Origin of the sequence: Ciceribacter thiooxidans (genome assembly GCF_014126615.1) — a bacterium.
GTDB lineage: Bacteria > Pseudomonadota > Alphaproteobacteria > Rhizobiales > Rhizobiaceae > Allorhizobium > Allorhizobium thiooxidans.
In genome coordinates this window covers 1,194,810-1,207,702 of sequence record NZ_CP059896.1, presented here as the reverse complement: position 1 = coordinate 1,207,702, position 12,893 = coordinate 1,194,810, and the positions used below count along the sequence as shown (strand labels likewise).

General features: G+C 63.7%; 12 protein-coding genes. 5 read left to right on the top strand and 7 right to left on the bottom strand.

What is annotated here, in order from left to right; translation table 11 throughout:
* Positions 1-169 precede the first annotated feature (169 nt).
* Both H4I97_RS05585 and H4I97_RS05580 read left to right on the top strand, forming a co-directional pair.
* A complete protein-coding gene (locus H4I97_RS05585; protein WP_182306930.1) occupies positions 170-1,015 on the top strand; it encodes an aldo/keto reductase in 846 nt (281 codons plus the stop codon).
* Positions 1,016-1,178: 163 nt separating this feature from the next.
* Positions 1,179-1,652, top strand: a complete 474-nt coding sequence (locus tag H4I97_RS05580) for a metalloregulator ArsR/SmtB family transcription factor (RefSeq protein WP_182306929.1) — start codon at positions 1,179-1,181, stop codon at positions 1,650-1,652.
* A gap of 89 nt (positions 1,653-1,741) precedes the next feature.
* Here H4I97_RS05580 and ilvN read toward each other — a convergent pair whose 3' ends face one another.
* Together ilvN and H4I97_RS05570 are read right to left on the bottom strand one after the other, a co-directional pair.
* Positions 1,742-2,314: an acetolactate synthase small subunit gene (gene ilvN / locus H4I97_RS05575; protein ID WP_129332578.1), complete on the bottom strand. Its 573-nt coding sequence runs from the start codon at positions 2,312-2,314 to the stop codon at positions 1,742-1,744.
* Between the two features lie 16 nt (positions 2,315-2,330).
* Entirely contained in the window at positions 2,331-4,109 is a 1,779-nt protein-coding gene (locus H4I97_RS05570; protein WP_182306928.1) for an acetolactate synthase 3 large subunit, read from the bottom strand.
* A gap of 332 nt (positions 4,110-4,441) precedes the next feature.
* Between H4I97_RS05570 and H4I97_RS05565 the strand changes: the two genes are divergently transcribed.
* Entirely contained in the window at positions 4,442-6,493 is a 2,052-nt protein-coding gene (locus H4I97_RS05565; protein ID WP_182306927.1) for an ATP-binding protein, read from the top strand.
* Between the two features lie 20 nt (positions 6,494-6,513).
* On the opposite strand, the gene miaA is transcribed toward H4I97_RS05565, so the two are convergent.
* On the bottom strand, positions 6,514-7,407 hold the full coding sequence (gene miaA, locus H4I97_RS05560) for a tRNA (adenosine(37)-N6)-dimethylallyltransferase MiaA (protein ID WP_182306926.1): 894 nt from the start codon (positions 7,405-7,407) through the stop codon (positions 6,514-6,516).
* Here miaA and serB point away from each other — a divergent pair.
* Together serB and H4I97_RS05550 are read left to right on the top strand one after the other, a co-directional pair.
* Positions 7,406-8,296: a phosphoserine phosphatase SerB gene (gene serB, locus H4I97_RS05555; protein ID WP_182306925.1), complete on the top strand. Its 891-nt coding sequence runs from the start codon at positions 7,406-7,408 to the stop codon at positions 8,294-8,296. The two genes, miaA and serB, sit on opposite strands and share 2 nt — an antisense overlap.
* A 15-nt stretch (positions 8,297-8,311) precedes the next feature.
* Positions 8,312-8,860, top strand: a complete 549-nt coding sequence (locus tag H4I97_RS05550; protein ID WP_182306924.1) for a GNAT family N-acetyltransferase — start codon at positions 8,312-8,314, stop codon at positions 8,858-8,860.
* Positions 8,861-8,989: 129 nt separating this feature from the next.
* Here H4I97_RS05550 and H4I97_RS05545 read toward each other — a convergent pair whose 3' ends face one another.
* From H4I97_RS05545 to hflK, 4 genes are all read right to left on the bottom strand, one after another.
* Positions 8,990-10,531 carry a Do family serine endopeptidase gene (locus tag H4I97_RS05545; protein ID WP_182306923.1) on the bottom strand — a complete coding sequence of 514 codons (1,542 nt, stop codon included), beginning with the start codon at positions 10,529-10,531 and terminating at the stop codon, positions 8,990-8,992.
* 73 nt (positions 10,532-10,604) lie between these two features.
* Positions 10,605-10,790 carry a DUF2065 domain-containing protein gene (locus H4I97_RS05540; RefSeq protein WP_182306922.1) on the bottom strand — a complete coding sequence of 62 codons (186 nt, stop codon included), beginning with the start codon at positions 10,788-10,790 and terminating at the stop codon, positions 10,605-10,607.
* Between the two features lie 12 nt (positions 10,791-10,802).
* Positions 10,803-11,729 carry a protease modulator HflC gene (hflC, locus tag H4I97_RS05535; RefSeq protein ID WP_378143597.1) on the bottom strand — a complete coding sequence of 309 codons (927 nt, stop codon included), beginning with the start codon at positions 11,727-11,729 and terminating at the stop codon, positions 10,803-10,805.
* A gap of 2 nt (positions 11,730-11,731) precedes the next feature.
* Complete coding sequence (gene hflK / locus H4I97_RS05530; RefSeq protein ID WP_182306921.1) at positions 11,732-12,805, bottom strand: FtsH protease activity modulator HflK; 1,074 nt, start codon at positions 12,803-12,805, stop codon at positions 11,732-11,734.
* Positions 12,806-12,893: the final 88 nt, after the last annotated feature.

The window sequence follows — 12,893 nt, the reverse complement described above, 5'->3', positions numbered from 1 at the left end:
GTTTGGAGACTTGTTTTTCGTCAGGTCAACATAGCCGGCACGATCGGCCGGTCCAGAGCGGAATTGTTGCAGTGACACGCGAAACCGCCCCGATCCGGCAATGCCGGCGGCTTGCCGGCTTGATGCCGCCTGCTATGCTCGGATTGACAGAAGCCAAGAGGAAGAAGCGATGCATGATCCGGTCCCGACCGTCACCCTGCCCGGCGGTGTTACCGTTCCAGCGCTGGGACTCGGCACCTGGCAGATGGGCGAGGTAAAGGCCCGCGCCGGGGAGGAGATCGACAGCCTGCGGCTCGGTCTCGATCTCGGCATGACGCTGATCGATACGGCCGAGATGTATGGCGAGGGCGGCGCCGAGCGTGTGGTGGGCATCGCCCTCGAAGACCGGCGCGACGATGTATTTCTGGTCAGCAAGGTCTATCCGTGGAACGCCAGCCGCTCCGGCACGATCGCCGCGTGTGAGAACAGTCTCCGACGCCTGAAGACCGATCGTCTCGACCTCTACCTCCTGCACTGGCGCGGCGAACATCCGCTCGCCGACACCGTCGCCGCCTTCGAAGAGCTGAAGGCCGCCGGCAAGATCGGCGCATGGGGCGTGTCGAACTTCGACGTCGCCGACATGGAAGAGCTCTTCGCTGTGCCGGGCGGTGCCAATTGTGCAGCCAACCAGGTGCTCTACAATCTCGGCCAACGGGGCATCGAATACGACCTGTTGCCCTGGTGCCGTGCTCATGGTGTGGCAGTCATGGCTTATTCGCCGATCGAGCAGGGCCGGCTCGCCCACCATCCGGAGCTGATCCACATCGCCAAGGCCTATCAGGCAACGCCGGCGCAAATCGCCCTCGCCTTTCTTCTGAGGCGCGAAGGCGTGATTGCCATCCCGAAGTCGGCGAACCTCCGGCGCGTGAGCGAGAACCGCGACGCTGTCGATCTGCGGGTGACCGAGAACGACTGGGCAGCGCTCGACGCGGTCTTCTCCCCGCCCGAGCGCAAGATGCCGCTGGCGATGATCTGAACGGAAGAAGGCACGCTGCTCCGGCATCGCGACGCGGCCGGGCAAGCGGTACGATGCGAATTGCCGAATTAGCTTGTTAACTAATTATCGCATGCGCACCGGAGGGATTGCCTGAGAGCGCAATTCCGGAAATATCTGCGCCGACGCAACCAGGTGACGGGACATGCAGAAGCGCGGCAAGAAAACGGCAGCGGCCGGCAGGAACGAAAAGCTGGAGCAGAAAATCTTTCAGGCGCTGGCGGCAGCACCGCGCCGGTCGATCCTGAGGCATCTCGCCGCCTCCAGCCTGACTGCCGGCGAGATCGCCTCGCACTTCACCATGGCGAAGCCGTCCATCTCGCAACACCTTGCAATCCTCGAAGGCGCCGGTCTCGTCTCGCGGGAAAAGCGCGGGCAGTTCGTCCACTACGCCCTGGCGCAGAAGGTGCTGGAACCATGCCTTGCTGGATTTCTGCAAGACGTCGGCATAGCCGACCGTGCGCCTCCGGCGCCACCCGAGGACGAGAAGCAGGCGGAGCCGCGCGCGAAAGGCACGGCAAGATCCGCTTCGACGGAAAGGACCGCGCCGACGGAGCCCGCCGACATGGATGCGGGGAATGCGGAGAAGCCGGCTCCGGCCCAGATGTCGATGTTCTGAGGCGCCGTTCCCGCAAACCCTCCTCGGCGAACGCCAAAACAAAACGGGCGGCACCAGGCCGCCCGTTCAGTCCGTAGGCAGGGATGGCTTTACATGCCCTGCGATCCGCGATTCATCGCAGCGATACCGGTGCGGCAGATCTCGTTCAGGCCGAGCGGCTTCATGATCGCCACGAACTGGTCGATCTTGGAAGACTTGCCGGTGATCTCGAAGATGAAGTGATCGACGGTCGCATCCACCACCTTCGCCTGGAAGGCGTCGGCAAGACGCAAGGTCTCGGCGCGCATCTCGCCGGAACCGGTGACCTTCACGAGAGCCACCTCACGCTCGATCGGCCGTTCCTGGCCGAGCTCGCGAGCGCGGACCGTCAGGTCCACCACGCGGTGGACCGGAACGATGCGCTCGAGCTGCGTCTTGATCTGCTCGAGGACGCTCGGCGTCCCACGGGTGACGATGGTGATCCGCGACAGATGCGCCTCATGCTCGGTTTCGGAGACGGTGAGGCTTTCGATGTTGTAGCCGCGGCCGGAGAAGAGGCCGATGACGCGGGCAAGGACGCCCGGCTCGTTGTCGACGAGAATCGAGAGCGTATGGCTTTCGACGCTCGCCGTTTCCGGGGCGATGAAGTAGGCGGAGCCCGTGGGCTGAAGGTGTGCGTTCATTGTAAACCCCTTGAAATCAAACGAGCTGGCGGCCCTTGGCGTCGATGGCGTTGGCGACCGCCTCGTCGGTGGCCTCGTCGGGCAGCAGCATTTCGTTGTGTGCCTTGCCGGACGGGATCATCGGGAAGCAGTTGGCGAGGTTGGCGACGCGGCAGTCGAAGATCACCGGCTTCTTGACGTTGATCATCTCCAGGATAGCGGCGTCCAGGTCGCCCGGCTTCTCGCAACGCAGACCGACGGCCCCATAGGCCTCGGCGAGCTTGACGAAGTCCGGCATCGCCTCGGTATAGGAGTGCGAGAGCCGGTTACCGTGCAGGAGCTGCTGCCACTGGCGGACCATACCCATGTACTGGTTGTTCAAGATGAAGATCTTGACCGGCGCTTCATACTGGACGGCGCACGACATTTCCTGGATGCACATCTGGATCGAAGCGTCGCCGGCAATATCGATGACGAGGCTTTCCGGGTGGGCGATCTGGACGCCGATCGCCGCCGGGAAGCCGTAGCCCATGGTGCCGAGACCACCCGAGGTCATCCAGCGGTTCGGCTCCTCGAAACCGAAGAACTGTGCCGCCCACATCTGGTGCTGGCCGACTTCGGTGGTGATATAGGTGTCGCGATCCTTGGTGAGGGCCGCGAGCCGCTCGACCGCGTATTGCGGCATGATGACGTCATTGGACGGCGTGTAGGCGAAGCTGTTGCGCGCGCGCCAGCGGGCGACACTATCGCGCCATTCCGCCGTCTGGCCGGCATCCGGCTTCCTCGGAAGCGCCCGCCACAAGCGGACCATGTCTTCCAGCACATGCCCGACATCGCCGGCGATCGGAATGTCGACCCGGACATTCTTGTTGATGTTGGACGGATCGATGTCGATGTGGATCTTCTTGGAATTCGGCGAGAAGGCATTGAGGCGGCCGGTGATGCGGTCGTCGAAACGGGCGCCGATGCAGACCATGACGTCGCAGTCATGCATCGCCATGTTGGCCTCGTAGGAGCCGTGCATGCCGAGCATGCCGAGCCAGTTCTTGCCGGAGGCCGGATAGGCGCCGAGCCCCATCAGGGTGGAGGTGATCGGAAAATCCGTGAGCGAAACCAGTTCGCGCAGCAGCTTGGAGGCTTCCGGTCCGGAATTGATGACGCCGCCGCCGCTGTAGATGATCGGACGCCGGGCGCTCGCCATCAGCTCGACCGCCGCCTGGATCGCGCGGGCGTCGCCCTGCACCTTCGGCTGGTAGCTCTTCTGGATCCTGTGCGCTTCCGGCGGCGTATAGGTGCCGGTCGCGAACTGGACGTCCTTCGGAATATCGACGACGACCGGACCCGGACGGCCGGTTCTGGCGATACGGAAGGCCTCATGGATGATGCGGGCGAGATCGTTGACGTCCTTGACCAGCCAGTTGTGCTTGGTGCACGGCCGGGTGATCCCGACGGTGTCGCATTCCTGGAAGGCGTCGGAACCGATGAGCGGCGTCGGAACCTGTCCCGAAATGCAGACGATCGGGATCGAGTCCATCAGCGCGTCCTGCAGCGGCGTGACGGCATTCGTCGCGCCGGGGCCCGACGTCACGAGCATGACGCCGACCTTGCCGGTGGAGCGGGCGTAACCTTCGGCCGCGTGACCGGCGCCCTGCTCGTGGCGGACGAGGATGTGCTGGATATCGTCCTGCTGGAATATCTCGTCGTAGATCGGAAGCACGGCACCGCCCGGATAACCGAAGATGTGCTCAACCCCGTTGTCCTTCAGCGCCCTGAGGACGATCTCCGCGCCGGTCATCTGATTGTCTGTTCCCGTCATGCCTGTTTCCGTTTGCCTTCTGGATTTTCTGTCAGGGTCTTGACCCCGGTTCTGGCCATAAAAAAAGGCCCCTTGAGGAGCCTGTCATCTAGCGCATGGGTGGCTGTCGCCGGATGGTTACACCATCCTGCCCATGCGCTTTCCCACCACGATAAGAACTGCCGAAATAGTCATGGCAAAACTGATAGACAGAAAAACCGGACCCGTCAACGCGCATCTGCCGCAAAAAGCACCATCGCCATGGAGAAGAAGGCGCGTCAGCCGCGGAACATCCCCTTACACGGCTTATTAAACCTCTCTTGCTACAAGCTCTCATAGCAGGGAGTTTATTATTGCGTAACAACGACCTCCATACGTCGGGCACGGCCGGTGAACAGGACCGGCGCGATCAGCTCCGGCCCGGCAATCGCATGCTGGGGCGCGTTGTCGCATGCAACGGATCGCGCGCCACCGTCGCCGCCGTCGCTGAGGCCGGAGGCACCGAGCTCAGCGAACTCTGGTCGGTCGGCCGCCTGATCTCCATTACAGTCGGCAGCAATCGCGTCGTCGCCCTCGTTTACTCCATGCAGACCGACACCAAGGCTTGGGGCGAAAAGCTCGACAACACCTTCCTGATCGAGGTCGAGCTTTTGGGCGAGGTACATGTCGGCATGAACGGTCGCGAGGAGTTCTCGACCGGCATCTCGCGCTACCCTTATCTAGGGGCGATCGCACACCGCATCCGCACTGCCGATCTCTCGCGCATCTACGACAACGGCAAGAGCGACACCTGCGTCATCGGCAAGCTGACGCAGGACGAGAGCATCGACGCCGCGATCCACATTCCTTCGATGCTCTCCAAGCATTTCGCGGTCGTCGGTTCGACCGGCGTCGGCAAGTCGACCGCCGTCTCGCTGCTTCTGCGCCAGGCGATCAAGGCGGACCCGAAGCTGCGCGTACTGATCCTCGATCCGCACAACGAATTCGCCGCCGCCTTCCCCGAGCACGCCGTCGTCATCGACACCGAGACGCTCGATCTTCCCTTCTGGCTGATGAAGCTCGAGGAGTTCGCCGAGGTCGTGTTCCGTGGACGCCCCCCGGTGCCCGACGAGCTCGACATTTTGCGCGACCTGATGCCCGAGGCCAAGCGCGCCTTCCGTGGCAGCGAAACCGGGCTGATGCGCCGCGCAAACGAGAAGAGTTCGATCACCGCCGACACGCCTGTGCCCTATCGCATCGCCGACCTTCTGGCACTGATCGACGAACGCATCGGGCGTCTCGAAGGCCGGGGCGAAAAGCCCTTCCTGCGATCGCTGAAGATGCGCATCATGTCGGCGATCAACGATCCCCGCTACCACTTCATGTTCTCCAACAACACAATCAACGACACGATCCTGGAGACCATCGGCCACATTTTCCGCATTCCCGGCGAGGACCGGCCGATCTCGACCTTCCAGCTCGCCGGCATCCCGTCCGAAGTGGTGAACTCCGTCGCCTCGGTGCTCTGCCGCATGGCCTTCGAGCTGGCGCTGTGGTCGAACGGCGCCGTGCATATGCTCGTCGTCTGCGAAGAAGCGCACCGCTACGTGCCGTCCGATCCCAATCTCGGCTTCTACCCGACCCGCCAGGCGATCGCCCGCATTGCCAAGGAAGGCCGCAAGTACGGCTGCTCGCTGGGCATCATCACGCAGCGGCCGGGCGAACTCGACCAGACCATTCTTTCGCAGTGCTCGACCCTGTTTGCGATGCGGCTCTCCAACGACCGTGACCAGGAGATCATCCGCTCCGCCATCCCCGACTCCTCGATCTCCACCACCAGCTTCATCTCTTCGATCGGCAACGGCGAAGCGATCGCCTTCGGCGAGGCGATCGCGGTACCGATGCGCATGCGCTTCACCCGCGTCGAGCCGAACCATCTGCCGAAGGCGAACGGCGTGACCGTGAAAGGCTCCGACGAAACCCCGGACACGGTCGACCTGCGCAACGTCGTCAGCCGTATGCGCGCCGTATCCGGACCGGACATTTCGGCCTTCCAGCGCAGCTACGACGCCACCGAACAGCCGGCGTCATTGGGCGCGGGCACACCCATGAGCGCAATGACGCCGCCGGACGACGATTTTACGGCCTGCGCGCCATCCATGCTGGAAGAGACACCCTCCATCGAGCCCTATCGTCCCGACATGCTGCCGATGGGAAACAGTACGAGCGACGACCTGCAATCCTTGCGGCGCAGGACCGAACTCCACGAACCGGCGCCACGCAGCCAGTACGAAACCCGCGTGCCACCCACCAGCAGGGGCGTCGAGCCGCAGCAGCCGGCGCCGACACTGCGCCGCGAGCCCGGCCTCTCGCTGCGGGAAAGCATCCTCAAGAGACCGCTGTCCAGCCTCTACAACAAGGACTGACGGATCACGGCAGGATCCGTCTACTGGATCCTCTCCCAGCTCTCGTCCATCTGGTTGCGGAACCAGGTCATCTGTCGCTTTGCGTATTGCCGCGTGGCCGCCGACGCCTTCTCGATCACGTCCTCGCGGCTCATCTCGCCCTTGAGCATCGCGGCGATCTGCGAAACGCCGATCGCCTTCATCACTGGCATTTCCGGCGGCAGGTCGAGCGCCAGCAGTGCCTCGACCTCCTCGACTGCGCCACTCTCGAGCATCGTCGAAAAGCGCCGGTCGATCCGGGAATAGAGGACATCCCGCTCCGGCAGCACGATGAGCTTCCGCGCTCGCGCCGGGTCGACGATCACCGGCCCCGCTTTGCCCTGGAACTCGGAGATCGACCGACCGGTCGTCTCGATGACCTCCAGCGCCCGGAGAATCCTTTGTCCGTCCTGCAGGTTGAGCCGCGCCGCCGTTGCCGGATCGTTGCGTTCGAGCAGTGCGTGGAGCGCAACCGGCCCCTCTTCCGCCAGGCGATTTCGCAAGTTTTCCCGAATCTCGGCCGGAATTTGCGGCATGTCGGAAAGCCCGCCGGTCAGCGCCTTGAAATAGAGGCCGGTGCCGCCGACGATCACCGGAGGCGTTCCTTCCACTTTCAGCCGCGCGAGAAGCTCGCTGACCTCCCTCAACCAGTCGCCGGTCGAGTAGGCCGCGCCCGCCGGCACATGGCCGTAGAGGTGATGCGGGACGCCCTCCATCTCCTCCTCCGAAGGCCGCGCCGTCAAAAGCCGCAGCGTGTCGTAGACCTGCATGCTGTCGGCATTGACGACCACACCGCCGTGGCGTTTCGCCAGATCAAGCGCCAGCGCGGACTTGCCGCTTGCGGTCGGCCCGGTTATCAGGATCGCGTCGATATCGTCCACAGGGTTCCTCATCATGGCCTTCGTTGCCACGCTTCTTGCCAATCCGTCAAATCCCGCCGTCACCCCGGCACTCGCCGAAAAGGCTGCGGAAGCGGTCGGCGCGTCCGGCCTCTATTGGCTCGCCGACGGCATCGCCTGCGACATTGTGCTGAAAGACGGCAGCGACCCGGTCGAAGCGAACGTCGACATCCGGGCGATCCTCGACACGGCCCCGGTCGATCTCGCAATCCAGGATGCCGACCACCGGCGCAAGAAGTTCCTGATCGCCGACATGGATTCGACGATGATCGGTCAGGAATGCATCGACGAGCTCGCCGCCGAAGTGGGATTGAAGGACAAGGTTGCGAAAATCACCGCCCGTGCGATGAACGGCGAGATCGCCTTCGAGCCGGCGCTGCGCGAACGCGTGGCGCTTCTGAAGGGTCTGCCGATTTCGGTCGTGGACGAGGTGCTCGCAAAACGCATCACGCTGACGGCCGGCGGACCGGAACTGATCGCCACCATGAGGGCCCGCGGTTTTCATACCGCGCTCGTCTCCGGCGGCTTCACCGTCTTCACCAACCGCATCGCGGAACGCCTGGGCTTTCACGAGAACCGCGCCAACATCCTGCTCGAGAAGGACGGCCATCTCACCGGCGAAGTGGCCGAACCGATCCTCGGAAAGCAGGCCAAGGTCGACGCGCTCATCGAGATCTGCGAGCGGCTCGGCATTACCCCCCATGACGTGATTGCCGTCGGCGACGGTGCCAATGACCTCGCCATGCTCGGCCTCGCCGGCAGCGGCGTCGCGTTGCACGCGAAGCCCGCGGTGGCCGCCCAGGCGAATATCCGCCTCGACCACTGCGATCTCACCGCCCTTCTCTATCTGCAGGGCTATCGCAAGACCGACTTCGTTTTCCCCTGACCGGCCGAGGACGCCATGATAATCACCGAAACGCCACGGCTGATCGTCCGCAACTGGAAGGACACCGACCGTGACCTCTTTCGCGAGATCAATGCCGACCCGAAGGTGATGGAGTTCTTTGCGATGCGCCGGACGCATGCGGAAGCCGACGCGATGATGGACCTCCTGCGGGACATGATCGATCAGACCGGCTACGGCTTCTATGCACTGGAGCTGAAGGAAACGGCCGAGCCGATCGGTTTCTGCGGGCTCGCCGAGGCGAAGATCGCTCCCGTCCTTCCCGAAGGCACGATCGAGATCGGCTGGCGACTTGCGACCCGCTTCTGGGGCAACGGCTATGTGACGGAAGCAGCCCGCGCATTGTTGCGCGTCGCCTTCGAAGAAAAGGCGCTCGACGAAGTGGTCTCCTTCGCCGTTGCCGACAATCTCCGTTCATGGGCGGTCATGGAACGGATCGGAATGAGGCGCGATATCGACGGCGATTTCGACCATCCGCGCGTGCCTTACACCCATCCGCACCTGCAGCGCCACGTCCTCTACCGGATCGGCAGAGGCGACGTCTGAGCGCTCCGCGGGCGCCAATGCGCCTGCCCCGACCTGTGAGAACGGATTCCCCGCAAAAGGCTTGAGGCCCGAAGTTCGATCACAGGATCAGGAAAGCGGGCCGGAACCCGCTCGCCCTCATACAGGGTTCTATTCGAGCGGGATTGCCACGAAGCGCAGGTCGCCGGCAGGATTGGCGATCATCACATGCGCGCTGCGGCGGCCCTCACTTTTCAGGCGTTGCAGCACTTCGCTGACGCGTTCCGGCGTCTCCATGAATTCCTGAGCCACCTCGACGATCACCTCGCCGGCGACAAGCCCCTTTTCGGCAGCCGCCGAACCAGCCGCAACGGCGGTGATGACGACGCCCTCGACGCTCTCGGCGACCTTGAACTTCTGGCGTGCCGCGTCATCGAGGGCACCGAGGGAAAGCCCCAGTCTCTCCACGCTCACGGGAACACCGGGGACCGCCTCGCCTGAGGGCTGGTCGCCAGGCTGCGGCTCTCCCGCCTGCGGCGGCAGCGTCCCGTCACCGGAAGGCGCTTCCGTCACCTCGCCCGAGGCATCCGCAGGCTCGTCCTCGAGACGACCGAGCTTCACCTTGACCGTCTGTTCCTTTCCGTCGCGAAGGAGCACCACTTCGACCTCCGCGCCGACGGTGCTCTCAGCCACGCTCCGCACGAGGTCGCGGCTCTCGCTCACGTCCTTTCCGTCGAAACGCAAGATGACGTCACCGGCGCGGATCGGACCGTTTTCGACCGGGCCACCCTTGATGACACCGCTGACCAGCGCGCCCTTGTTGTTCTTCAGCCCGACGCTTGCGGCGACCGCATCCGTGACCGGCTGGATGCGCACGCCGAGCCAGCCGCGCCGCGTCTCGCCGAACTCCTTCAGCTGGCGGATGACGTTTTCGGCAAGCTCCGTCGGCACGGCGAAACCGATGCCGATCGAACCGCCGCTCGGCGAAATGATCGCCGTGTTGATGCCGATGACCTCGCCGTCCATGTTGAACAGCGGGCCGCCGGAATTGCCCTTGTTGATCGCCGCGTCGGTCTGGATGAAATTGTCGTAGGGGCCGGCATTGATGTTGCGGCCGCGTGCCGAGACGATGCCGACCGACACGGAACCACCGAGACCGAAGGGGTTGCCGATCGCCATCACCCAGTCGCCGATGCGCATCTTGCGGGAATCCCCGAACTTCACCGCGGTGAGAGGTTTCGGGGGTTCTACCTTGAGCACCGAGAGATCGGTCTTCGTGTCCGTGCCGACCAGCTTCGCCTTGAGCTTCGATCCGTCGGAAAAGATCGCCTCGATGTCGTCGGCATTCTCGATCACGTGGTTGTTGGTGACGATGAAGCCGCTCGGATCGATGACGAAACCGGAGCCGAGCGAATTGACCTTCTGATTGCCGCCGCCCTCGCGATTCTTGTAGAAATCGTCGAAGAACTCCTGAAACGGCGAGCCCTCTGGCACCTGCGGCATCGGTCCGCGCTCTTCCTCCTTCACGTTCTGCGAAGTGGCGATGTTGACGACCGCGCCGGTCAGGCCCTCGGCGAGGTTTGCCACCGATTCCGGGCCGTTCGGCTGCGCCGCGGCCATTTCCGCAGACCCGATCGTCGCACCGAAGGCGAAGGCCGCGCCGACAAGGCCGGTGATGAGGCGCTTCGATCTCGTGGAGGCGTTCGCAGTCATGAGGTTTCCCCGTTTGTCGTTCTTGGTCTAGTGCCCGAACCATAAGGCGGATTGATGACAGGCGGAATGGGGTCTACCCGCGCACCAGCCAGACGATTGCCACGCCGAGCGCCACCGCGGCAAGGCCCGAAAACCGCAAGTGCTGCTCGGGTATCGCCGGCAGGAGTCTCGCCATTGCCACAAGAAAGTGAGGGGCCAGTGCGTACACCAGCCCCTCGATGATCAGGAAGAATGCAAATCCGGTGACCAGATCCGACATCGCCAGATCCGGTCAGTTGCCGGCCTGAGGTTCAGGCGGCGCCGGCGGAGCCGACGGCTTGCCGTCCGAACCGTTGAAGAAGCGGAAGAACTCCGACTTCGGCGACAGCACCATGCTGCTTCCCTCCGGCGTCTCGAAGGCGCCGGCATAGGCCCGCATCGAGCGGTAGAACTCGAAGAAGGACGGATCGCGGGTAAACGCCTCACCGAAGATGCGGTTGCGCTCAGCGTCGCCCTGACCACGCAAGATTTCCGAATCGCGCTGGGCTTCGGCCTGCAGTTCGACGACCTGGCGGTCGGCGATAGCGCGGCGACGCTGGCCTTCCTCGTTACCACGGGCGCGGATGAGCTCTGCTTCGGCAAGACGCTCGGCCTTCATGCGTTCGAAGGTCTGCTGGGAGACTTCCTGCGTCAGGTCGGTGCGGCGAATGCGTACGTCCTCGATGGTGAGGCCGAGCGATTCCGCATCCGTCTTGAGGGCGGCTGCGACCTCCTGCATCATCGACGAACGCTCGTCGGAGAGTGCCGCTTCGAAACCGCGCAAGCCGTAGACGCGACGCAGCGATGCGTCGAGACGGGTGCGCAGGCGCGCTTCGGCGGACTCGCGGTCACCGGAAACCGTTTCGCGGAAGCGGCGGGCGTCGGTGATCTTGTAGACCACGAAGGCGTCGACCTCGTAGAACTTGCCGCCGGAGACCTGCACGCGGATGTTGTCCAGGTCGAGGCGTAATGCGAGATCCTCGATGTACTGAACCCGATCGGCATCCATGAAGGCGAAGGGCAGCTTGAAATAGAGGCCCGGCTCCTTGTGCACGGCCTGGATCTGACCGAAGCGGACGACGATTGCCTGCTGGCGCTCGTTGACGACGAAGACCGACGAATAGACCAGAAGCAGCAGGGCTGCGAAGGCGATCAGGAAATAGGGCAGACGATTCGACATGATCAGTTGCCCCCCTGCGGCTTGCGGCTCAGCTCGTTGAGCGGCAGGTAAGGAACGACCCCGCCCTGCTCGTCGATGATGACCTTCTGCGAATTCTTCAGGACCTGCTCCATGGTTTCGAGATAGAGGCGCTTGCGCGTGACGTCCGGCGCCTTGGCGTACTGCTCGTAGATCGAGACGAAGCGCTGGGCCTCACCTTCGGCCTCCTTGACGACGCGGTCCTTGTAGGCGGCCGCCTCTTCACGGATCTGCGCCGCCTGGCCTCGCGCCTGGCCGAGCTTCTGATTGGCGTATTTGTTGGCTTCCTCGACGAAGCGGTCTTCGTCCTGTTCGGCACGCTGTACCTCGTCGAAGGCATCGGCGACCTCGCGCGGCGGTGCCGCGTCCTCGATTGCAACCGCGTTGATTGCAAGGCCGGCCCCGTAATGGTCCATCGTTCCCTGAATGATGCTCTTCACGTCGGCAGCGATCTGCTGGCGCGCATCGCGGAAGATGTCCTGCGCCGGACGGCGGCCCACCACTTCGCGCATCGCGCTCTCGGCGACCTGCTGCAGCGTTTCCGGCGGGCTTTCAAGGTTGAACAGATACGCCTTCGGGTCGGTCACGGTGAACAGCACCGAGAACTGCACGTTGACGATGTTCTGGTCCCCGGAGAGCATCAGGCCGGCCGTCGAGGTCGAAGACGCCTTGGCACCGATGTTCTGCTGCTGCTCCGTCACCTTGACGATTTCAACGGTCTCGAGCGGCCACAAATGGAAATGCAGGCCCGGCATCGAGACTTCGTCCTTCGGCTTGCCGAAGCGCAGTTCGACACCACGCTCGTCCGGCTGCACCGTGTAGATGGCCTGGATCAGCCAGAAGGCGGCGAGCACAACGACCAGCGCAAAGATCACGCCACCGTTGAAGCCGCCCGGAACGATGTTCTTCAAGCGGTCCTGTCCCCTGCGGATCAGTTCTTCGAGATCAGGTGGGGTATTGCCGCCGCCGCGTGGACGGTTCGGCCCCTGCCCCCAGGGACCCTGATTATTGCCGCCGCCGCCCCAAGGGCCGCCGCCGTTCTGATTGCTCCAGGGCATCAAGACCTCTTCTGTTGAAAATGCTCCCAGCCTCGCCCGCACCACATGGGTGCGACGATCCTCGGACCGTTATAGGTATCGCGCGAGC

Coding starts and splice junctions, on each gene's coding strand:
- H4I97_RS05585 (WP_182306930.1), top strand. CDS start 170: ATGCATGATCCGGTCCCGACCGTCACCCTGCCCGGCGGTGTTACCGTT.
- H4I97_RS05580 (WP_182306929.1), top strand. CDS start 1,179: ATGCAGAAGCGCGGCAAGAAAACGGCAGCGGCCGGCAGGAACGAAAAG.
- ilvN (WP_129332578.1), bottom strand. CDS start 2,314: ATGAACGCACACCTTCAGCCCACGGGCTCCGCCTACTTCATCGCCCCG.
- H4I97_RS05570 (WP_182306928.1), bottom strand. CDS start 4,109: ATGACGGGAACAGACAATCAGATGACCGGCGCGGAGATCGTCCTCAGG.
- serB (WP_182306925.1), top strand. CDS start 7,406: ATGGCCTTCGTTGCCACGCTTCTTGCCAATCCGTCAAATCCCGCCGTC.
- miaA (WP_182306926.1), bottom strand. CDS start 7,407: ATGATGAGGAACCCTGTGGACGATATCGACGCGATCCTGATAACCGGG.
- H4I97_RS05550 (WP_182306924.1), top strand. CDS start 8,312: ATGATAATCACCGAAACGCCACGGCTGATCGTCCGCAACTGGAAGGAC.
- H4I97_RS05545 (WP_182306923.1), bottom strand. CDS start 10,531: ATGACTGCGAACGCCTCCACGAGATCGAAGCGCCTCATCACCGGCCTT.
- H4I97_RS05540 (WP_182306922.1), bottom strand. CDS start 10,790: ATGTCGGATCTGGTCACCGGATTTGCATTCTTCCTGATCATCGAGGGG.
- hflC (WP_378143597.1), bottom strand. CDS start 11,729: ATGTCGAATCGTCTGCCCTATTTCCTGATCGCCTTCGCAGCCCTGCTG.
- hflK (WP_182306921.1), bottom strand. CDS start 12,805: ATGCCCTGGAGCAATCAGAACGGCGGCGGCCCTTGGGGCGGCGGCGGC.